The following is a 20,958-nucleotide window of genomic DNA, read 5'->3' as shown; positions in this document are numbered from 1 at the left end:
ATTGATCGGCCCTCCACAAGCCGACCTCCTATGAATCACGCAAACTCTCTCTTGGGAATTCCAAAAACTCGCCCGCCGCTAAAAACCTGCCAAAGTAGTGCTAGATCCTCGATGCGGTTGTAGCGAACCGCAAGCTCTGCGTAGACAACATCGTTGATCAGCACCCGGCCAGCGATGCTCGCGGCCTCCAGCTTGGCAAGCGACCAGTCGGCCCATTTTGGATCATCTGTGACAAGGTCGAGCAGAATGTTGGTGTCGACGAGCGTCACGCTTCGCCACGCGTCAGCGCCATGAATGCGTCCGTATTGAGCCGCTTGTCGGCATGGCCACGTAATTTGGCGAACCGGCTCGCTGGCCGTTTCTTGTCGGCGCGCGCGAGTACCACGCTTCCATCGGCGGCGCGCACGAAATCTACTTGGCTGCCTGGAACGATGCCAAGAAGGTCGCGGACCGATTTTGGGATCGTCACTTGTCCCTTGGCTGTGACTGTCGTGGTCATGCTTGCACCCATCGTAATACCATATTGACTAGAGGTATTGCCACACATGTCGATTTGCAATCTTGGCTGCGACACTGCCGATCCGGCTACGAAACGCTCCCGCTCAAAATCGCTTGCATTGCCCGGTCCGATGATCGACCGGGAAAGGAAAGTCGGCGCCGCGAGGGGCTGAACGGCCAGGAGGTTGCCCGCCTGTTCAACCGCACCACTCTGGCTGCCCGCTCGCAGAGCGGACTCGGACGGTGATCGAGAAGAAAGAGTTGCAGCCCATTGACCGACCCTCCGCCGCTGAGGTCAAACAGCGTTACGTGTAGAAGCAGCTTGTTCCCACGAGTGCCGAGATGACCTCAAAATGCGAATGCCGTCGCGACCGTTCCGAGTGCACCTCTCCAAGGCGCCCGGATAATGCTTCTACCCTCGGCGACGCTCATTCGCCTCATAGCGCCGGAAGATAAGGAGGCCGTCCTACGCGACGATCTAATCGCCATACCGGAGACAGTCGACCGTGGCAGGCTGCGTGGCCGGCGCGACCCACCTATGCTGCTTTTGGGGTTCGCCGGCGGCCTTACTACGCTCTGAAATCGTCGGCCTCGATGTTGTTCGCGATTAACCGAAGATGGCCGCGGCTCGATCGGTTTCTTCCCGGACAAGGGGGCCGGTTAGCCCCTGCGCTCCGATGCCAGCATGCAGCATATGGCATAAGACATTGATCGACGGACGCGGCCGTCGTTGTAACGGCGGCGAGCGGACGCAATCGGAATAATGCGAAGGATGCCTCTTTCTCCCTCGTCGCAGACCGCTTCTGGAACGGATGCATGAAGTAGGCGATGCTTTCGGATCACGGGGCTGATGGCGGACGGCGGTGATCTCTTGGCCGGCCTGCGCGATTTCGAACTTGGTGGCCCTCCGGCCGCTCTGTAAAGCAGAACGCATAGCGCTTCGATCGATGCTGGACTTCAACATGGGCCTTCGCCCCCGAAGTTAGGTCGGCCAGTTCGGCAGTTGAAGAGGGTGGCGACCAGGCCAAGTTCGCTTCCCGCTGAAGTTCGGCCCTCAGATCGGCCCAGCACCGTTCCTACCTTGCAGAGGCCTAACGCCAGCCAGGAACCGGAGCGTGCCCCTGCCTCTAAACTTGACAGCCGTGCAAATCGGACAATTGTGCCATCATTTCAATGGCGTAGAAGTTCGAATGTCATGTCGATCTTGCGCTGCCTTTATGGTTCGCGACAACGGCTCCCACAGCTCACAGACGCAATTTTAGATCATGCTTTCGAGGCGAGGACGCCCATTAACCTTCTGTTAACTAAAAACTTCTTGCTGGATTGCCCGAATCGGGCATTAATCACGCTTGAAGTGACAATCATGTCAGAAAAGCGTTATTCTGGAAATTGCCGAGATGAATTTGATGCCCGATCACGGCTTGGAGTTCGATTTTGACGAGGAGATTCTCGAACAGGGAGAGCTTATCTCGGACAAGTTGAACATGCTGCGGCTTGAACAGTATCCCCCAAATGCGATGAAGGGACTACGGCAATTTTCGTCGGTCGAGGTCGCGGACTTTCTCGGCGTCACCCAGAACCATATCAAAAAGCTGCATCTCGAAGGAAAGGGCCCCGCACCTGAGGTTTCCAGTTCGGGTCGTCGTTCATACACCGCTCGGCAGATGCTCGAATTGCGTCAATACCTCGACAAGCACGGTCGTTCGGACTTCAAGCGCTATGTTCCTCACCGCCGTCAAGGCGACACGCTGCAAGTCATCTCCGTCGTCAATTTCAAGGGTGGCTCCGGCAAGACAACAACAGCTGCCCATCTAGCTCAATACCTCGCTCTAACAGGGCACCGCGTTCTCGCAATTGATCTTGATCCGCAGGCCTCCCTGTCAGCTCTGCATGGCATTCAGCCTGAACTCGACAAGAATCCCTCGCTTTATGAAGCGCTTCGATACGACGAGCACAAGAAATCAATTAAGGAGATTATTCGGCCGACCAATTTCCCGGGTTTGGACATCGTGCCTGCCAATCTTGAACTACAGGAATATGAGTACGACACTCCACTAGCCGCTTCTAACAAGAATTTACCAGAAGGGCGCTTGTTCTTCACTCGCATTTCTGCGGCGCTCAAGGAAGTTGACGATCGCTATGATGTGATTGTCATAGATTGCCCACCGCAGCTCGGTTACCTAACGCTCACATCTCTCACAGCTTCGACGTCGGTGATTATTACCGTGCACCCGCAGATGCTCGATGTGATGTCGATGTCTCAGTTCTTGCTCATGCTCGGTGGGATCCTCCAGTCCATCAAGGGGGCCGGGGCAGCAGTGAAGCTGAAGTGGTTCCGTTATCTCGTGACTCGATATGAGCCGACTGATGGTCCCCAGGCCCAGATGGTTGGGTTCCTTCAAGCACTTTTCAACAAGCGCATGCTCCAGAACCATATGGTGAAGACTACGGCCATCTCAGACGCAGGCATCACGAAACAGACACTTTACGAGGTCGAGAAAAGCCAATTCACGCGATCAACATATGAGCGGGCGGTTGAAAGTCTGAACGCGGTCAATTCCGAGATTACGTCGCTTATTCATAAGGCATGGGGGCGGAAGTGACCATTTTGACAGCCGTGCAGAACGAAAGTTTTGGAAGCAATTTCAAAAAGATGAGAGCAGTTCTGAGAGGACAGAATGGCTAGAAAGGATCTTCTGGCAAGCGTAACCGCGTCACTTACGCGGGAACAGCCCGTGCATTCTGCGTCGCAGGCTAGGTCCGACTACGCCAAGCGTGGCGCGTCGCGCTCGATGATGCAGTCGCTGGACGAACTGGCCGAGAATTCAGTGCGGATGCTGGATGGCGAAACCGTGGTGGCGATTGACCCCAAGGATCTCGATGGTTCGTTCATTGCTGATCGTATAGGGGAGGACGACGCAGAATACCTGCAGCTCAGACACGCCATTCGTACATCTGGCCAGTCGACACCAATCCTTGTGCGACCGCACCCCCATGACATAGGCCGCTACATGATTGTATTTGGCCATCGACGGGCAAAGGTCGCGCGCGATCTCGGCATTAATGTCCGAGCGGTCGTGAAGCGCTTGGCTGACATTGAGCATGTCATCGCACAGGGCCAAGAAAATACTGCTCGAGCCGACCTATCGTTTATCGAAAAGTCGTTGTTCGCTCGGAAGTTGATTGAGAGCGGTATGACGAAGGACACTGTCAAATCAGCTCTTACGGTCGATGACACGCTGCTGTCTCGTATGCTGTCGGTCGCTGAAACGGTTCCCGAAGCGGTGCTGAGTGTCGTTGGGGCCGCAAAGGGTGTTGGCAGGGATCGTTGGGAAGAACTCAAAAAACTAGTCCAGGTTCCAACCAATGCTACCAAAGCGATCGAGTACGTTCGAACCGAGGAGTTTGCAGCAGGTCAAGTGAAGGACGAAGTCTTCAACCTACTCCTTAGTCATCTGAAATCATCCAAGACGCCCAAGAAGCCAAAGGTTGCCCTCGCACCCAAAGCCTGGGCTCCTGCCGACAAATCACTGAACGTTGCGATTAGAGGGACACAAAAGAAAGCTTCGATAATAGTCGAAGCAGCTTACGGTCTCCATTTTGCGGAGTTCATAGCAGGCCAACTGGACGGTCTTTATGAGGCCTACAGGAAGCAGGAAAAGGAAACCAAAGGAGACTAAACCGCAAAAGAAAAAGGCCCCCGACGGCGAACCGTGGAAGCCCTTCTCGATCTTTAGCAAGCCGAGAATCTCATTTCCGCGAATCAGTGTCAAGCGTTTTAAGCGTCGACTCGGCGGACGGATTTCTTTTGCCTGATAGAGGGTGAAAGAAAATGGAGACGGGTATTGCAACGACGCCCTTTGGGCGGCGGCCGATGTCGCTTGCCATGCTGGCAGCGCAAAATGATTCACGTGAAATCCCCAAGGGCAGGGTCGTCGACAAGTGGCAGATTTACCGCAACCTGTGCGAGGGTAAGAGCATCGTCGGCATCGGCGATCGCGCTTTGGCCGTGCTGAATGCGTTGCTGTCATTCTATCCTGACAGCGAATTGAGTGAGGAAAACGACCTCATCGTTTTTCCCTCGAACGCACAGCTGGCGCTCAGGGCGCACGGAATGCCCGAGCCCACAGTCAGGCGGCACCTGGCGGCTCTTGTTGACTGCGGGCTGATCATCCGTCGGGATAGCCCGAACGGCAAGCGTTACGCCCGCAAGGGCAGGGGAGGGGAGATCGAGGAAGCATTCGGCTTCTCCCTGGCGCCGCTGCTGGCCCGTGCTTACGAGTTCGAGGCGGCGGCCGAGCGTGTTCGTGCCGACAACCGGGCGCTCAGGCTAATGCGCGAGCGGATCACCTTGCACCGCCGTGACATCCACAAGCTGATAGAGGCGGCCCTTGACGAAGATGTCCCAGGCGACTGGGGAGGCCTGTGGAAGCGTTTCCGCCGCGTTGTGGAGGCAGTTCCGCGCCGAGCTTGCATTGCCGAGCTCGAGCCTATCGTTGCCGACCTGGCCGCCTTGCGTGATGATGTGGATAAGCTGCTGGAAATCCATATGAAATCCACGAATCCGAGCGGCAATGACTCTCAAAACGAGCGGCAGCAATCTGATTCAAATACCGACTCTATTTTTGAATTTGAACCTGCTTTCGAACAAAGCGGGGCGACGGCCGAGCCCAGGACGAGAACCGCAGAGGCGCCGAAAACATACCCGCTGGGGATGGTGCTGAAGGCCTGCCCCGAAATTGCGGATTATGCCGTCGACGGGATCGGCAATTGGCGCGATCTCATGATTACCGCCGCCCAGGTGAGGGGATATCTGGGCGTTTCGCCGTCAGCGTATGAGGAGGCTTGCCATGTGATGGGCCAGGAGATCGCGGCGATCGTGATTGCCTGTATTCTGCAAAGGGCGCAGCACATCAACTCGGCCGGCGGCTATTTGCGGGTACTTACCGAAAAGGCGACGGCAGGGCAGTTCTCTGTCGGGCCGATGCTGATGGCGGCGCTCAAGGCGAACGGGGCGCCGGCGAGGATGACGGGATGACGATCGGCAATCCCGCAGCTTGTCGGGCGCCCAGCTCAAGTGCGAAAACGGCCTTGTCGACCGTCGGTTTCGCCGGCCGGCAAGCGCGTGGGCGGCTTTTTGCGCAGTCTGATCGACAAGGAACAAGGGCAGGGCAGTTTTCCGTGAATCCTGTTCCCAATCATACGATGATCGGCGCCATCTTCGAACACTATGTCGAGACCCAACTCGCCCGCGAACTGCCGGCCGGCGATGTCGTCATTCTCGACAATGTCGGCTTCCACAAGAGCGAGCGTGCCGAGCAACTGGTTCGCGAAAGGGGCGCTTGGCTGCTGCCCCTGGTCGCCATGCAGACGCGAACCGTGCTGGCGGTCCCGATGGAGTCGAACGACCGGTCTTCGTTCCGGCCGACGCAAACTCCGACGCCGTTTCAACGCCGTCAGCGCTTGTAAATGTCGAAAAACTTGTCCAAACGTCCTTCCGTCAAAGCGACGCCGATGAATAGCCGTAGCAGGGAGTAGACATGGTCTTTCGCTTGAAGGAGCGCCTCGGCCGGAAGTTTGAGGAAGAAGTGCAATTCTTCCGGTGCTGGCAAAAGGACAAAAAAGGAGTGGGCGCGCTTATGCCGACTTCCGTTCATGCGGCGCGCCGCATGGCTAGCGTGATCAGGCCAGCGTCCGGGCTGCCCGTTCTTGAGCTTGGGGCGGGGACCGGCGTAATCACCAAGGCTATCTTGGACAAGGGCGTGAAGCCACAGCAGCTGATCTCGGTTGAGTACTCCAAGGATTTCTGTCACCGCCTGACGCGGCGCTTTCCAGACGTCGATGTTCGATTGGGCGACGTGTTTTCGCTGGATGAAGTCCTGGCGGAGCGAAACGCCGAACAGTTCGACTGTGTCATAAGCGCGGTGCCGATGTTGAGCTTCCCGATGGAGCGGCGCATCGCCTTGCTCGAGGATTTGCTGACCCGCATCCCTGCTGGCAGGCCAGTGATGCAAATCACCTACGGACCATTGTCGCCAGTGATCAAGATGCCGGACCGCTACCTCGTGTCACACTACGATTTCGTCGTCCGCAATATCCCGCCCGCGCAGCTCTGGACTTACCGACGAGCGGTCTGAGTCTGAACGCAGCCAGCGCGCGGCGCGCCCCGCGAAATCGTGCCTGAAGCAGAGCGAGAGCGAAAGAGTCCGACTGGGCTGGTAAAATGGTAGGATGATCGCTTCGCCTAACAGTCCGAAAGGGCATTCGAGCTGCAGAACTCTGAGTGCGGCGTAGCTCTAGGGACTGCAGGCGAGGGCTGGGAGCGCATCCTCGGTTTCGTCTTTGCACGGCCTCGGCGGTAGCGTGCTGCCTGCCTACCTCACTGAAAGCAGATGCTGGAGGTAGGCCACCATCTTGCCGGTTACCAACGAGTAGCCTGCCTGTCTGGTCAAAACGAATGTTTCCACAATTGGCGAAGCCTCAACGAATTCTTTAATCAACAAGCCTGGTAGCTCCGCGTTGCGGACGCATGATGGATAGACCGTAACGCCAAGGCCTGCCGCCACCAAGCTGAAGATGGTAGCTCCATCCTGGGCCTCAAGGGCAATCCTCGGCACGAATCCGGCAGTTGCGCAGAAGGCCTCTACCGTCGGAAGGTAAAGTTCCCAGCCCTCACGATCGCCCATAATGAACGGCTCTTCAGCAAGATCACTCAATGAAACGCGTTCTTGTCCCGCGAGCCGGTGGTGTCGGCTGAGCACGGCGACCAACGGCTCTTGCGTGAACGGCCTTACTTCTACGTTGCCCTGAAAGCGGTGCCTCACGGCAAAGCCAATATCGATACGATTGGCGTTAAGATCGGTCGATTGTGCGTCAGATCGATGACGTTTTAAGCTGACTTTCACAAGCGGATGAGTTCGCTTGAATTCGGCCAGGAGGGGTACCATCGGGCCGTGGATCGCAAAATCCATGTAGCCAACTCGCAATTCACCAGTGAGGCCGATCTCTGCCTCCTGTGTCAGCTGAATCGCCCTTTTCATTTGAGCCAGCGTATATTGCGCTTCCGCGAGAAAGACTTTGCCGGCGAGGGTGACATGTGTTGATCGTGTCGTCCGGTCTAGAAGCTGCACGCCAAGCTTGGCTTCCAGCATGCTGATTGTCCTGCTTAAGGCCGGCTGGGCAACGTTAAGCCGCTTCGCAGCACCCACAAAGCTTAGCTCCTCTGCAACAGCCACAAAGGCACGAAGCTCCCTCATTTCAAGGGACGGAGATGTCATCCAGGTGTTCCATACAACGCGGTGCCCAATGCCGCTTCTAACTCCCCATTCATAGCAAAATCAATAACAATCAGTGCCCAAGTTGTATTGGGATGCCGGTAATTCGGAAGCTAGAGTTGCGACGTTGAAGCAACGATCGCCCGGACGAGAAACCCACAAGGGAACCGCCGTTGACGGCCGCCAAAAGCCAATGGGAGCTTACGATGGATTTTGAAGAGTCGAGCAAGAAGCCGTTGCTCAAGCTTGATCGACGAGCTTTGCTCCGTGGATCTGTAGGTCTGGGTATAGCCGGAGCTGTGGGCCGCATTGTTTTGCCGGCAACAGCATTCGCCCAAACACCTCGGCGCGGCGGCAAATTTATCGCCGGGGTCAAGGGTGGATCGACGACCGACACGGTTGATCCCACCAACATGCCCTCCCAGGTCCCGCTGTTTGTCTCTTATCAGCTTGGCAACCGTCTGCTCGAGCGGACTACCGATGGAAAATTGGCCAGCGAGCTGGCTGAGAGCTGGGAGCCGAGCGACGGCGGAAAGACCTGGACATTTATCCTGAGAAAGGACGTCACCTTTCACAACGGCAAGGAATTCTCCGCCAAGGACATGGTCTACTCGCTGAACCGTCACCGCGGCCCCGATACGAAATCGGGCGCCGCCGCCCTGATGAAGGCGATCACGGATATCAAGGTGAACGACCCTCACCAATTGACGGTGACCCTGTCTGCTGCCGACGTCAACTTTGCGTACCTGATGACCAATGCTGCGCTGATTGCTCAACCCGAAGGAGAGGATCCCGCCAAGGGAATTGGAACGGGACCGTTTATACTTGACTCGGCGCAACCTGGCGTCCGCTATAATTTCAAGCGGAATCCGAAGTATTTCAGGCCAGAGCAGCCACTGTTCGACGAGCTTGAGATTCTGGTGATCAACGATGATATGGCCCGGGTGTCCTCACTCCTAGCCGGCTCAACACACTTTGCCTCGGAACTCACACCGAACATTGTCGGTCGCCTGAAGAGCTCACCGTCGGTCAAGGTCGACGTAGCGGATACCACCACGTTCAACTATTTCGTGATGCAGACGAACAAGGCGCCCTTCGATAATCCCGACTTGCGGCTAGCGCTCAAATATGCGGTTGATCGGAATTTGATCTTAAAAACCACGCAGGCGGGATACGGCACCATCGGCAACGACAATCCGATCAATTCGATCTATCCGCTTTATTCCGAACTTCCTCAGCACTCGTACGATCCCGACAAAGCCAGCTCCTACTACAAGAAATCAGGTCACAGCGGAGCGATCGATCTCTACGTGTCCGAGTCCGTGTTCCCAGGAGCGGTCAACGCAGCAGAAATCTTCCAGCAATCGGCGGCCAAAGCGGGCATTACCATCAATCCTAACCGCGTGCCGGCTGACGGTTATTGGAGCGACGTGTGGATGAAGAAGCCCTTCTGTGCCTCCTATTTCGGTAGCTTGGCCACGGAAGATCAGGCGTTCACCCAGCCATTCTCAAGCGTCTCACCGTGGAACGACGGGAACTGGTACCGGCCGGAGTTTGACAAGCTCCTTGCACAAGCCAGGTCGGAACTAGACACCGAAAAGCGTAAGTCCCTTTATCACGATGCTGCCAAAATGGTGCAGGAAGACGCAGGCCATATAACCTTGATGTTTTCCACCTCCATCAACGGCTTGGCGAAAAACGTCCAGGGTTTCGTAGGAAATCACTTCCACGGCGAGGCTAAAAACTTCGGGCGTTGCTGGTTCGAGGCCTGATCAAAGCGATACGACGCCGGTCAACGCGCTCGAAACTTTTCGGGCGCGGCAGGTCGAGCGCACCCAGATGCGGAGTGAAATCGTGGATAATACTTTGAGCAGCGGACGGGAAACCGCTCAAGCGGCACGAAAGCTGCTTGCTGACTCGATCGTTTGGGACACGCACGCCGGCGTCGCTTGTCGTCCAACTTTAGATCTGAGTTTTCTCTCCCGTTGGCGCGACGGCGGAGCAACGTTCATCGGCCTCAACGTCGGATGGGACGCCCTGTCCTGGCAGGAATCTCTTCGCTGTGCGGCTCACTACCGCAGGTGGCTTGAGCTTCATAGCGATGACTACGTGATCGTCGAGCGGTTTGCCGACGTTGAACGTGCCAAACGAGAAGGCAAGCTGGCAGTTGCGCTCGATCTGGAAGGCGCCAATGCCCTCGACCAGAACATCGAAATGATTGGGGCCTATCATCGTCTCGGCGTACGGCAGATGAACTTGGCCTATAACAAGAACAACGCGTTCGCTGGTGGATGCACAGATGAAGATATCTCTCTGACGCCACTTGGTCGCGAAGCTATCGCCGAGATGAATCGTGTGGGCATGATGGTCGACGTTACCCACACCGGCTATCGATCTTCGATGGAGATCATGGAGATTTCCAAGACGCCTGTCATCTTCACACATTCCAATCCGCGAGCACTCTGGGACCACGAGCGAAACGTACGCGACGACCAGATCAAGGCCTGTGCCCGAACTGGGGGCGTGGTCGGCATCAATGGCGTCAGCAAGTACATAGCCCCAGATGAAGACTGTACGCCGGAAACCATCATCAACCACATCGATTACGTGGCGAACTTGGTTGGAGTCGACCATGTCGGCTTAGGCTTGGACGCTGTTCTTGATCCTGACGAGATGCCCAACCTGGTCAAGGAGTTTCCTAATGTTTGGCCAGCATCAGAAGCCGACCAATGGGACTATTCGTCATGGCGATTTATCCTGCCGGAGCAGCTCCCGGAGATCGCCGAGGGCCTATTGCTGCGGCAGTACAGTGAGACGGAGGTAAAAAAGATCATGGGGCAGAACTTCGCGAGGGTAGCTGCGGCTGTCTGGATTTAGCCTCTGCAATTCCGATCCTGTGCAGCAACTCATCGATGCCCGGGGTGTCATCTCGGGCAAAGGCTATGCTCGGAAACTTTATGAAGATTACCAACGTTAAGGTCACGCACGTTAACGTGCCTTTGTCGGCGCCACTATGGTGGACAGCGGGTCTCTATGGCGGCGCGTCTAAATCGATCATTGAAGTTGAGACTGATTCCGGCCTTGTAGGCTTGGGCGAAGCACCTTGGTGGCATTTTGGCGAGGTCATCAAATCCGATATTGCTCCAGCGCTTATCGGTGCCGACCCCCTCGACCTCGCGGACTGCGAAGCGCGCTGCGTGCCTCCCTGGCAGATCACTGTTAACACAGGTGAAAACGCCGCCTCGATTGCCTTTGGTGCGGTGGAACTCGCGCTTTGGGACATTCGCGGCAAGGTATTTGGCATGCCGCTCTATCGACTGCTGGGCGGCGCGGTCCGTAAGAACATTCCATTCTCGGAGTATTTTGCCTTTCGTCCCGAACAGGACGGGGCGGGTGGGGAAATGACGCCCGAAGCAGTCGTAGAGCATTGTCTTAGAATGCGCGAAGAGCACGGCTCGACCATTTTCGAGGGTAAGCTGATATTAGGCGATCCTCAGCTCGAGATCCGCACAGTGCGAATGCTGCGGGAAGCTTTGGGCGAGGGCGCACAGATCAAGCTTGACTCGAACATGCAGTGGTCCCTGACCACCGCACGCTGGGTGCTGCGCGAGATTGAGCCTTACAACATTCGCAACTACGAAGATCCGGTCGCGACATTCGAGGAGATGGCTGCGTTGCGGCAGCATTCTCGCATCCCGTTCTCGACCCACGTCCCGGATTTGCGGCGCGCCGTGGCGCTTGGCGCGCCCGACTATTTTGTCTGCAACTTCGCGGCTCTCGGAGGTCTTTCAAAGACACTGAAGTTCATCGCCGCCTGCGAAGCCATGGGCAAGGGCTTTTGGTGCTACTCTAATGACTTAGGTATCATGACAGCCGCGTACCTGCATGTCGTGGCTGCCACGCCTTGGATCACGGAGGCCTCCCAGTCGCTCTTTCGCTGGCAGGTGGGCGACATCGTTCGCGACGGTCCCTTCCGGCAGACCAATAACATGGTGCCTGTGCCGGAAGGACATGGCCTTGGCGTTGAACTCGATCCTGCGGCAATGACTCGATGGTCAAAACATTTCCACGACAACGGACCGGTTAACCACTTCTTCGATCCGAACCAGCCGGGACGGTATAGGCGTTTGCCACTGCACTAACGCCGACGTTTTGGACGAGGCGGGCTCGCGCCGCATCCCTGGCGAGGTCCTTCCAACATGGAACAAGCTAGGAGCACCCATGAATACGACCGCTGAATCTCTGCACCGAAATGCGATCATTATCGACGCGGTCTGTCCGCTGTTGGACCATCCGGAAATGATAGCCGAGTATCGGGCAGGCGGCTTGACTGCGATCGCACCGACAGTTGGTTTCTGGGACGGGACTGAGGTCACGCTGCGTAAGGTTGCAATGTGGCACAGGTTGTTGCGTGAACGTGACGATCTGCTCCTTGTCCGTACGGCCGCCGATATTCGCAGTGCCAAGGCCCTAGGCAAGATGGGCATTATTATGCATTTTCAGGGGCCCGCACCAATCGAGGACAACCTGGACCTCATCGACACCTTCAAGGTGCTAGGGGTTGGCATTATGCAGCTCGCCTACAATGTCAGAAACCGGCTCGGAGACGGCTGTGAAGAGCGTTCGGATGCGGGTCTGAGCCGATTTGGGCTGCAAGCGCTCGAGCGCATGAACCGGGTTCGTACGATTGTCGATTGCGCGCATACGGGAGTTCGCACGACGATGGATGCCATCGAACACTCCTCGGCTCCGGTCATCGTGTCCCACGCCAACGCCCAAGCCGTCCACCCGTCCGCTCGCAATCTCTCAGACGAGCTCATTAAGGCAATCGCTGCTCAAAATGGCACGATTGGAGTCGTTGGCTTCCCTGGCTTCGTGTCTGACGATAAGCGCCCCTCGATCGATCGGTTTATTGATCACATCGCCCATATCAGCAGCCTCGTAGGCCCGGAGCATGTCACGCTGGGAATCGACTACTATGCCGACCAATACCCATATGCGGATGATGCCGCTGCATTGAAGCAATACAACAAGTACGTTGCGGACAACGTTTGGACACCTAGTGCGTATCCGCCTCCACCTCACTTCTTTCCGGCCGGTATTGAAACACCTCGGACGATGCAAGCCCTGACTGAATGCCTTCTTCGGCGGCAGTTCAGCGAACAGGAAATTGTAGGCATCTACGGCGGCAATCTCCTCAGGGTCTACGAGACAATCTGGGGCAGTTGAGCTCAGGCGCCGATTCCCACCCGTGGCAAGCGGTGGATCCACAACCCTGCGAAACTGCTTCTGGGAAAGCGTATGAACCGTCGGTTCGACACGGTCGTTATCGGGGGCGGTATCGTAGGCGCGAGTGCCGCCTATTATCTGGCAAAAGCCGGTTACACGGTCGTGCTCGTCGAGAAGGGTCGCATCAGCGCTGAGCAGTCACGCCGTGGCTTGGGCATCATCGGCACACAAAGACGCGATCCGCTCGAAATGCCCCTGATGCTCGATTCCGTTGAAATTTGGCGTGGCCTCGAAAATGAGCTGGGGGATACTGTTGGCTGGAAAGAGGAGGGGCAGGTCTCGCTTTTTTCCAACGAGCGGGGGCGCCGGCGTTCCGAGGCTTTCCTGGCAGTTGCAAAACAATTTGGGCTGACAACGCAGCTTCTTGAGCCAAACGAAGTAGTCGGCCTGCTCCCTTACGCTCAGCCTCAAGGCCGGCTTGGCGCACTGTATACGCCCGCTGACGGAAGTGCGGACCAGGAGCTGGCAACCACAGCCTTTGCGCGAGCAGCCGCGCGCCACGGTGCCGTGATCTGGGAGAACACTGCCGCACGCTCCATCGATGTATGGGGAGAGGTTGTCTGTGGGATTGACACCGAGCGCGGCCGTTTGGGCTGTCAGAACATCGTCGTTGCAGCGGGATGTTGGACCAGCCTCTTGTTGAAGCCGTTTGGCATTGCACATCCGAGTTTCTGGGTCCGGGGCTCTGTCGGCCGGTATCCAGTCGTGCCGTATGAGACGAAGCTTGCCGTTTCCTGCGACGAATACGCTTATCTCCAAGAGGCAGACGGGCGCCTTACGCTCGCCGCCGTCGCCGCGCCGGTGCACGATCTAATGCTCCACAGCCGCCTCAAGCTCCTTAGGCTTCACCAGCTCAAACAGAATAAAATCAAGCTCGAGTTAGGCAAACCGATGGTCCGCAGTCTCATGGGCGAATTCAATGATTTTACGACTCACCGGACACTCGATCCGGCCCCTGATGTGACAGGTTTGAAGCGTGCTGCTGCAGCCTTCCAGGCGGAACATCCCGTAATTGGCTCAATTCAATACCAGCGATCCTGGGCTGGCTATATGGATTACACTCCCGACGGTCTCCCAATCATCGAGGCTGTGGCCGAGCCCAGGGGTCTATTCGTCGCTGCAGGCTTCGGTCGTCACGGCTTCGGCATTGCACCAGCCGTCGGTCGGTCAATTTCCGATCTGATCACCAAGGGCGCTATCGACCGAGATCTTACGCCGTTTAGCTCTCGCCGATTTACGTTATGACTGAATCAAACTTTGAGCAGGGTACACGATGAGGCCCATTTATGACTGCGTTATCGCCGAGGGCCCCGCAATTTTACGCGTTGAGGGCGCGCAGTCCCAAACGGTGCACTCCATTTGCCATAGCTTAAGACGCAGATGCCCACCGCCGGCTGAGTTTTGACAAATGAACCTTCCAACGTGATAAGACGCCGGGCGAAAAAGACGCCGGCATAGGCGCCCATATGTTAGGTGGCTGGGGACTGCCGAATGGCATTTCGATTCATACATACGGCCGATATTCATCTTGACTCGCCGTTGCGTACCCTCGCAATGCGCAACCCCGACCTTGCCGAACTTGTCGGAGACGCAAGCCGTCAGGCATTTGTCTCGATCGTGGATCTCTGCCTTGCGGAACGTGTCGATGCCCTGGTCATTGCCGGCGATCTCTATGATGGCGACCAGACGTCGATGAAAACGGCGCGGTTTCTGGCGTCACAGATGACACGACTTCACCAAGCCGGCATCAGGGTTTTCAAGATCCGTGGCAATCATGACGCCATGTCGCGGATATCGAAGCAGCTCGTGTTCCCTGACACGGTCACGATTTTCGGCGGCCGTCCCCAGTCAGTGCTGCAGACAGCAGGCGGGCTCGACGTCATGTTCCATGGCTTGAGCTTTGCCAGCCCCAAGGCACCGGAAAGTCTGCTGCCAAAGTACCCTGCTGGCCGTGAAGGCGCGGTCAATGTCGGCATCATGCATACGAGCCTGGCCGGATCGCCCGGCCACGACGTCTACGCTCCCTGCAGCGTCGCTGACCTGCACAGCCATGGCTTCGACTACTGGGCCCTTGGGCACATCCATATCCGCCAAGTCCACCCCGGGGCGAGCACCGTGGTGATGCCAGGAATTCCACAGGGCAGGGACATCAACGAGGCCGGAGAGAAATCCGTCACCCTGGTGACGATACGGGACGACCGCACCATAGAGATCGAGGAAAGGCTGACCAGTATCGCGCAATTCGAGCGGGTGAACGTCGACCTGACCGAAACGGTGGAATGGTCCGAAGTTGTCGGGCGAATCCGCTCTGCGCTTGAAGATGTGCGCGCCTTCGTCAGGTCCCGTCATGTTGTGGTCCGTCTCGGCCTGACCGGGGCGTCACCTATATCCTGGGCGCTGATCCGTGACCGCGACCTACTGCTCGCAGAAGCTGAGCAGGTCGCGGAACAGATGGGGGACACCTGGGTGGAGAAGCTTCAACTTAACGTTTCTCCATACGCAGCCGAAGCATCCGAGGGCGTCGCTGATCCGATTTTCGAACTCGCTCAATCCATGCGCGCCGATGCCAGCTCGGAAGCTTTCCGCGCTGAGGCGAGGGCGTTGGTCCAGAAGATGATCGCGGATCTTCCGCCTGACGGGCGTGATTTCGCCGGCAAAGACGAGGCTGAGCTGGAGTTGTTCCTCGACAGGGTGCTTGCCAACGGTGCCGACCTGGTCACCGCCCGCCTCAAGGCCGGTGGGTCAGAATGAGGCTCCGGCGACTTGATCTCGTTCGCTATGGCAAGTTCACCGACAGGGCGATCGACTTCGGGCCAAAACCGGAATCCGGTCCCGACCTGCATATCGTGTTCGGCCTGAACGAAGCCGGCAAGTCGACCGCGCTTTCCGGCTATCTCGATCTGCTGTTCGGCATCGAGGAACGCAGCCGCTACAATTTCCTGCACGAATACGGCGCGATGCGCATCGGCGGTGTGCTCGAACTCGGCGGCGCTGAGCACACGTTCACACGCACGAAGCAGCGCACCAACTCATTGCTGAACGCGACTGGCCAACCGGTCAGCGAGATGGCGATATCAGCGCATCTCGCCGGGCTGTCTCGCGACGCATACGAGACCATGTTCTCGTTGGACGACGAAACGTTGGAAGCAGGTGGAAAATCGATCCTGGAGTCGCGCGGCGACCTGGGCAAGCTGCTGTTCACGGCCAGCGCCGGCCTCGGGCACGCAAGCGATACATTGAGCGTGCTGGAGGCCGAAGCGGACAGGCTCTATCGCAAGCAGGCACATGGAACCGAGCTTGCGCTGCTCAAAAAGCGACTTGCGGAACTGAAGTCCGGGAAGGAGGCGATCGACACTTTGGCGTCGACGTTCGAAACTCTCGAGACAGAGCGTCTGGACGCGACGGAAAAATACGACCGCTCCATCGCCGAACGGTCGATGCTGTCGGCTCGGCTCGATACGATCGCAAAGTATCTTCGCGCGATCCCGATCCTTGCTGATATCCGACGTAAGGAAGCCCAACTGGCCGAGTTGCCCGAGATCGCTTCACCGTCACGGACCTGGACCGGCAGTGTCGCCGACATGATCGAGGCCGACGCCAGTCTGAGAACGCGGCTGTCCGCGAGCGTGGACGAGCTTAAGCGGGTGACGACGAAAGTCGCATCGGTCGATGTGGACGCGGTCATTCTTGCGATTTCCGAACGGGTTCGCGGCCTAGCTGACCGCAAGGTGCGCCACGTCTCAGCCGGCCTGGACTTACCAAGTCGCAGGACGGAGCTGCAAATCCTCGACAATGCCGTGGCGAGTTGCCTTGCCGCCCTTGGAAGGACCTCCGAGCCAGACCCTGCCATATTGCTTTTGCCTGCTGCAACCATTGGTGCTGTTCGCACCATGGTCGAGCAGCGATCCGGGATCGTTACCAGCGTGCGCGTCGCGCGCGACGAGGCTGCGGCAGCTGCTGATGCCCTTCAGGCGGCACGCGAGCGGGTCGGCGAAGAACGGGCCGTGCCCGAACCTGCCAGGGCAAGGCTGGTTTCGGCTTGGTCTACGGCAAAGGCCAGCGGGTACATGAAGGAGATCAAGGCGGCACGCGAAGCCGCCGATGCCGGTGCAATTCTATGGGAGGCCGCGATCGCGCGCTTGCACCCCTGGTCGGGCGACGCTCAGGCACTGGCCAGGGTCGCCATTCCCAATGCTGCGCGGCTTGGCGCATGGAAGGCGCTGGTAGCGGAGCTGAGAAAAAGCAGGGCCGTCCTTTCCGAACGTCTTGTCGAGCACCAGGGCAATCACGATTTGCTGTCAGCACAGCTGGATGCCCTTCGTGCCTCGGTCGATGTAAACGACGACGAAGCGGCCGCCGCCGCTCGGCGCGCCCGGGACGAGGCCTGGGCGCGGCATCGCGATGACCTTACTGGCGAAACGGCGGACGAGTTCGCGGCAGCACTGGCTCGAGATGACAGTGTTGGAGCAGGCCGTCTGGCCAACGCGCGGGAGCTCGTTGAGATTCGCACGGCAAGCCGCAGCCTCGCTGAAACCGCAGCCACCATCACACATGCGCAAGACCAACTTGCACGCAACGGCTCAGATCGGGAGGCCGTGCTCTCGGAAATTCGCGCAGCGGCAAGTGACCTGCTTAGAGAGTGCCAGGAAACTTCTCCCGAACGGCTGATCGAACTGATCGAGGACCGCATTGCTGCCCGGATCGAAGCGCTCGCGGCCTGGGATGAGATCGAGCTTGCCCGCAAGAAAGCCGAGCGGGCGGTTGATGAGAGAGACCAAATACGCCTGGAGCTGAGCGGGGCGCTAACAAGCGTCGGCGTCGGTTCAGATCCTGGCAACAGCCTGGGGACGGTCATGGCCGTGGCAGAGCTGTTCCTTGAGAGACAATTCAAGGTGGACGCTGAGCGCACCGAGGCGCTCAAAACAGTTGGCGCACGGCAAGAGGATTTGGCCGCCAGGCGTCGAGCCGTCGACGTGGCAGAGCGGCGCGAGGATGAATGGCTGGCCGGCGTTGCCGAAGCGCTCAAGGGCACCTGGCTCGAGAGCGGCATCTCGGCGCCCGGCGTCGGCGGCGTCCTCGATCAATTGGCTGAACTGTCAAAAAGTCTTCAAGACCGGGACGCCATGCAGGTCCGAATAGAGAAGATGGAGGCCGACAGGGACAATTTCTTGGTCGAGGTTACCGCCGTTGCAGCCCTAGCGGGCGACGTGGCGGACAACGAAGAACCGGAGCAGCTAGCGATCCAGCTTGCCGAGCGCCTGGAGCGCGCTGAACGCACGCGCGAGGCGAAGGCAAATCTCGTCAATGATCTACAGCGCCTGCAGGAAGCGCGTGAAATTCTCGATGCCGAGATTTCGGCACATGAGCGCCGCAAAAACGAGGTCCTGAGCGTCTTTGGCGTGGCCACGCTATCCGAAGTCGTGCAACGCGACGAACTGCTGCGTGACAGGGATCGCCTGCGCACAACCGTGGCCGAACTTGAGGAGCAGGTGTCGTCCGAGCTCGCGGTGGAAGGGTTCGAGCAGGCGCGTTCGATAATGGATGCTGTCGATCTCGACAGTTTTGCAATCGAGAAGGCTGAGGCCGAACAAAGGCTTCGCGCTTCTGACGAGGCGATACAGCAGCAGCTCATTCGACAGACGCGCGCGACCGACAAGCTGGACGCCATTGGCGGCGACAGCGCTGTTGCCCGAATAGATGCCGAACGGCGCACCGTCCTTCTGGAAATCGAGGAAAAGGCCGTCCGCTACATCGAGCTGAAACTGGGTGTCATGTCCGCCGGAAATGCCCTGCGTACCTACCGCGAACGTCATCGCTCCGGCATGATGGCGCGGGCATCCGACGCTTTCGCGCTCATGACGCGCGGCCAGTATTCCGGCCTGACAACTCAACCTGTGAAGGGTGGGGAAGTGCTCATCGCGTTGCAGCGCGATGGGCAATCCAAGGTCGCCGACGCGCTGTCAAAGGGCGCGCGCTTTCAGCTCTATCTGGCCCTGAGGCTTGCGGGGTACTACGAGTTTGCGCAGTTTCGGCCCTCCGTGCCCTTCATCGCAGACGACATCATGGAAACCTTCGACCATGTCCGTTCCGAGGAGGTCTTCAGGTTGTTTGGCGAAATGGCAAGTGCCGGTCAGGTGATCTATCTCACGCATCACCAGCACCTATGTGAGATCGCCAAGGCTGTTGTGCCGAGGGTAGCGATTCACGAACTTGAATGAGACTGGACTTTGGTCGATCCGTTAGGCCCGGCGCTCGGCGGCATTCTCGTCGCCTCCTTTGGACCGGTGACGGCCTTCGCTCTCACCACCTCAGCTATCTGTCGCCACTTTGCGCCATATGGCGCTGCAAGTGGAATGTTCGCTCTTCACCTCTGCCGCGCGAGTCGATGGCAACGGCGATCCATGACAGGGTGCGCTTCACGGCGATGTCGTCGGAATTCAAGGCGGCGACCGCGCGCGGAACCCTGTTTGGCTTGACGAGCATTTCGATACTCGCGCTACTGCCTCTGGTCGCTCGCGATCAGTTGGGCGGGGGACCGATCGGCTACGGCATCCTGATGGCTAGCTTCGGGGCGGGCGCTTTTCTTGCCGGCATCTGCAACAGTTACTTCAGGCGGATTACCAACCGGAAAGACCTCCGCCGCAAACTTGAGCATCGGCGGATGATCCAACGAATCAATCTTGCGCGACGACCGCAGCACTCGATAGTTGGCTATGCATCGCCGCTAAGGAGTAAGTGTTCGTTCGAGTTATTCATCTGCGTTACTGCCTTTGCACCAGTTTGGAAGTGATTGAGGCTATTATCGTCTTGGAGCTCAATCACTGCGCAGAATTTTCGCTTCTAACGCCGCCACAACGAAAGCCCGTCTGGCAACCAGCGGGTGGGCTTCGCCACGCAGAACCTGAAGGCATGCATCCATAGCCAGTTTCCGCTTCTTCGTCTGATCCTGGAAGCTCCGGAGCAGAATCGTGGCCGCGTCGTTCACATCGAAAATGACGCGCTCACGGTCATGTCGGCCAACTTGCACCACCACGGGTCGGACGAACTTGCTCGACATCCAATTACACCCTCAATACCGAGCTTGGTGCGGTCTGAGCCATGACGCCGGGTCGTTTCATACATGTATTGCCGAGGGCCGAATAGGGCCAGCAGACCTGGCCGGCCTTCACACTTCGTGCGCCAGCCACGTGGCGCAAACTCTGCTGCAATGCCGGCGCTTCTGGCGGCGGGCGGGGATGCCGGCAGAGGTAGAGGGCGGGCGGGCCTGCGGCGGCGGGTGAAGGTCCGGGAGAGAGGCTCCCGGCGTCCGCCGCGGAGCAGCAACCATGACACAATTGGAAATTCAAGCGCCTACGCGCGACGCGCGCGTCGGCTACAAGGTCGACGTCAGCCGCGGCCAACGCATCGGTCGCGTATCGTCGGAATGGTTCAACAGGCCTTCCGACGAACGGTACCTGTCCCTGACCGATCTCCACAATTCGGTGAAGAGGCGGTCCGAGCGTAGCCGCACGCGCATCGTCGAAAGCGAGGCGATCCGTGTCGAAGCCAGCCGCGACGATGCCGAACGGCTCACGCTGATCCTGCCCGATGCGAATGCCCCGGTCGTGCCCACGCATTGGAGTTTTGGCCAGCTCGCGAGCCTGGTCGGCGCCCCCGCGAATTATCTGCGCCAGCTCCCCGCGCCGCTTGCCGGCATCAATCTCCAGTACGGCCTGACCTCGCACCGGGCCGAACAGGTGAAGACGCTGGAGATCGAGAACGGCCGCCTCGAACTGCGGGCGGTAACCGGTCCTGACTATGGCAGTTATCTAAACAGTCAAGCTGTCTCACCGGCTTTTCATTGATCCCTTTCCATCGACGCCGAGCCTGACGCCGCCCGCAAGCGGTGGCGATCTCG

General features: G+C 58.2%; 16 protein-coding genes and 3 pseudogenes. 15 read left to right on the top strand and 4 right to left on the bottom strand.

All coding sequences use genetic code 11. The features are described from left to right. Positions 1 to 35: 35 nt before the first annotated feature. Positions 36 to 269 carry a type II toxin-antitoxin system VapC family toxin gene (locus ACFFNA_RS34820; protein WP_378924405.1) on the bottom strand — a complete coding sequence of 78 codons (234 nt, stop codon included), beginning with the start codon at positions 267 to 269 and terminating at the stop codon, positions 36 to 38. Next, complete coding sequence (locus ACFFNA_RS34815; RefSeq protein ID WP_378924407.1) at positions 266 to 499, bottom strand: AbrB/MazE/SpoVT family DNA-binding domain-containing protein; 234 nt, start codon at positions 497 to 499, stop codon at positions 266 to 268. Before ACFFNA_RS34815 ends, ACFFNA_RS34820 begins: the two co-directional genes overlap by 4 nt. A gap of 444 nt (positions 500 to 943) precedes the next feature. On the opposite strand from ACFFNA_RS34815, the pseudogene ACFFNA_RS34810 reads away from it, so the two are divergent. The 6 genes and pseudogenes from ACFFNA_RS34810 to pmtA form a co-directional block, all read left to right on the top strand. Continuing rightward, positions 944 to 1,153 (top strand): annotated as a pseudogene (locus ACFFNA_RS34810) (integrase); the annotation flags it as partial. 742 nt (positions 1,154 to 1,895) lie between these two features. Beyond that, the gene (gene repA / locus ACFFNA_RS34805; RefSeq protein ID WP_378924404.1) at positions 1,896 to 3,101 is read left to right on the top strand and encodes a plasmid partitioning protein RepA; all 1,206 of its coding nucleotides are present in this window, start codon (positions 1,896 to 1,898) and stop codon (positions 3,099 to 3,101) included. A 75-nt stretch (positions 3,102 to 3,176) separates the two neighbouring features. After that, a complete protein-coding gene (repB, locus tag ACFFNA_RS34800) occupies positions 3,177 to 4,178 on the top strand; it encodes a plasmid partitioning protein RepB (protein ID WP_378924403.1) in 1,002 nt (333 codons plus the stop codon). A gap of 152 nt (positions 4,179 to 4,330) precedes the next feature. After that, the gene (repC, locus tag ACFFNA_RS34795; RefSeq protein WP_378924402.1) at positions 4,331 to 5,536 is read left to right on the top strand and encodes a plasmid replication protein RepC; all 1,206 of its coding nucleotides are present in this window, start codon (positions 4,331 to 4,333) and stop codon (positions 5,534 to 5,536) included. Positions 5,537 to 5,679: 143 nt separating this feature from the next. Beyond that, positions 5,680 to 5,967, top strand: coding sequence for a hypothetical protein (locus ACFFNA_RS34790; RefSeq protein ID WP_378924401.1), 288 nt, complete (start codon positions 5,680 to 5,682; stop codon positions 5,965 to 5,967). A 71-nt stretch (positions 5,968 to 6,038) separates the two neighbouring features. Further along, positions 6,039 to 6,635 (top strand): phospholipid N-methyltransferase PmtA, encoded by a 597-nt coding sequence (gene pmtA / locus ACFFNA_RS34785; RefSeq protein ID WP_378924400.1) that lies wholly within the window; start codon positions 6,039 to 6,041, stop codon positions 6,633 to 6,635. Between the two features lie 237 nt (positions 6,636 to 6,872). Here pmtA and ACFFNA_RS34780 read toward each other — a convergent pair whose 3' ends face one another. Further along, on the bottom strand, positions 6,873 to 7,754 hold the full coding sequence (locus tag ACFFNA_RS34780; protein WP_378924406.1) for a LysR family transcriptional regulator: 882 nt from the start codon (positions 7,752 to 7,754) through the stop codon (positions 6,873 to 6,875). A gap of 224 nt (positions 7,755 to 7,978) precedes the next feature. Here ACFFNA_RS34780 and ACFFNA_RS34775 point away from each other — a divergent pair, with 224 nt between their 5' ends. The 8 genes and pseudogenes from ACFFNA_RS34775 to ACFFNA_RS34740 form a co-directional block, all read left to right on the top strand. Next, a complete protein-coding gene (locus ACFFNA_RS34775; protein WP_378924399.1) occupies positions 7,979 to 9,544 on the top strand; it encodes an ABC transporter substrate-binding protein in 1,566 nt (521 codons plus the stop codon). Positions 9,545 to 9,626: 82 nt separating this feature from the next. Beyond that, entirely contained in the window at positions 9,627 to 10,649 is a 1,023-nt protein-coding gene (locus ACFFNA_RS34770; protein WP_378924398.1) for a dipeptidase, read from the top strand. 80 nt (positions 10,650 to 10,729) lie between these two features. Then, positions 10,730 to 11,914: a mandelate racemase/muconate lactonizing enzyme family protein gene (locus ACFFNA_RS34765; protein ID WP_378924397.1), complete on the top strand. Its 1,185-nt coding sequence runs from the start codon at positions 10,730 to 10,732 to the stop codon at positions 11,912 to 11,914. 79 nt (positions 11,915 to 11,993) lie between these two features. Further along, positions 11,994 to 13,001, top strand: a complete 1,008-nt coding sequence (locus tag ACFFNA_RS34760) for a membrane dipeptidase (protein WP_378924396.1) — start codon at positions 11,994 to 11,996, stop codon at positions 12,999 to 13,001. Between the two features lie 72 nt (positions 13,002 to 13,073). After that, a complete protein-coding gene (locus tag ACFFNA_RS34755; protein WP_378924395.1) occupies positions 13,074 to 14,306 on the top strand; it encodes an NAD(P)/FAD-dependent oxidoreductase in 1,233 nt (410 codons plus the stop codon). A gap of 246 nt (positions 14,307 to 14,552) precedes the next feature. Further along, positions 14,553 to 15,812 carry a metallophosphoesterase family protein gene (locus ACFFNA_RS34750; RefSeq protein WP_378924394.1) on the top strand — a complete coding sequence of 420 codons (1,260 nt, stop codon included), beginning with the start codon at positions 14,553 to 14,555 and terminating at the stop codon, positions 15,810 to 15,812. After that, positions 15,809 to 19,279 carry an AAA family ATPase gene (locus tag ACFFNA_RS34745; protein ID WP_378924393.1) on the top strand — a complete coding sequence of 1,157 codons (3,471 nt, stop codon included), beginning with the start codon at positions 15,809 to 15,811 and terminating at the stop codon, positions 19,277 to 19,279. Before ACFFNA_RS34750 ends, ACFFNA_RS34745 begins: the two co-directional genes overlap by 4 nt. 18 nt (positions 19,280 to 19,297) lie before the next feature. Next, positions 19,298 to 19,698, top strand: a pseudogene (locus ACFFNA_RS34740) (MFS transporter); the annotation flags it as partial. Between the two features lie 177 nt (positions 19,699 to 19,875). Here ACFFNA_RS34740 and ACFFNA_RS34735 read toward each other — a convergent pair. Continuing rightward, a complete protein-coding gene (locus ACFFNA_RS34735) occupies positions 19,876 to 20,118 on the bottom strand; it encodes a DUF982 domain-containing protein (RefSeq protein WP_378924392.1) in 243 nt (80 codons plus the stop codon). Positions 20,119 to 20,386: 268 nt separating this feature from the next. Here ACFFNA_RS34735 and ACFFNA_RS34730 point away from each other — a divergent pair. After that, positions 20,387 to 20,890 (top strand): annotated as a pseudogene (locus tag ACFFNA_RS34730) (hypothetical protein); the annotation flags it as partial. Positions 20,891 to 20,958 lie beyond the last annotated feature (68 nt).

The organism is Mesorhizobium kowhaii (assembly GCF_042431665.1).
GTDB lineage: Bacteria > Pseudomonadota > Alphaproteobacteria > Rhizobiales > Rhizobiaceae > Mesorhizobium > Mesorhizobium kowhaii.
Note: the sequence above shows the minus strand (reverse complement) of the source record. Positions and strands in the feature narration are given on the sequence as shown.

Bases quoted from the DNA above. Each gene is read 5' to 3' on its own strand.
- repA (WP_378924404.1), top strand. From the start codon at position 1,896: ATGAATTTGATGCCCGATCACGGCTTGGAGTTCGATTTTGACGAGGAG.
- ACFFNA_RS34765 (WP_378924397.1), top strand. From the start codon at position 10,730: ATGAAGATTACCAACGTTAAGGTCACGCACGTTAACGTGCCTTTGTCG.
- repB (WP_378924403.1), top strand. From the start codon at position 3,177: ATGGCTAGAAAGGATCTTCTGGCAAGCGTAACCGCGTCACTTACGCGG.
- ACFFNA_RS34775 (WP_378924399.1), top strand. From the start codon at position 7,979: ATGGATTTTGAAGAGTCGAGCAAGAAGCCGTTGCTCAAGCTTGATCGA.
- ACFFNA_RS34750 (WP_378924394.1), top strand. From the start codon at position 14,553: ATGGCATTTCGATTCATACATACGGCCGATATTCATCTTGACTCGCCG.
- repC (WP_378924402.1), top strand. From the start codon at position 4,331: ATGGAGACGGGTATTGCAACGACGCCCTTTGGGCGGCGGCCGATGTCG.
- ACFFNA_RS34780 (WP_378924406.1), bottom strand. From the start codon at position 7,754: ATGAGGGAGCTTCGTGCCTTTGTGGCTGTTGCAGAGGAGCTAAGCTTT.
- ACFFNA_RS34815 (WP_378924407.1), bottom strand. From the start codon at position 499: ATGACCACGACAGTCACAGCCAAGGGACAAGTGACGATCCCAAAATCG.
- ACFFNA_RS34745 (WP_378924393.1), top strand. From the start codon at position 15,809: ATGAGGCTCCGGCGACTTGATCTCGTTCGCTATGGCAAGTTCACCGAC.
- pmtA (WP_378924400.1), top strand. From the start codon at position 6,039: ATGGTCTTTCGCTTGAAGGAGCGCCTCGGCCGGAAGTTTGAGGAAGAA.
- ACFFNA_RS34735 (WP_378924392.1), bottom strand. From the start codon at position 20,118: ATGTCGAGCAAGTTCGTCCGACCCGTGGTGGTGCAAGTTGGCCGACAT.
- ACFFNA_RS34760 (WP_378924396.1), top strand. From the start codon at position 11,994: ATGAATACGACCGCTGAATCTCTGCACCGAAATGCGATCATTATCGAC.
- ACFFNA_RS34755 (WP_378924395.1), top strand. From the start codon at position 13,074: ATGAACCGTCGGTTCGACACGGTCGTTATCGGGGGCGGTATCGTAGGC.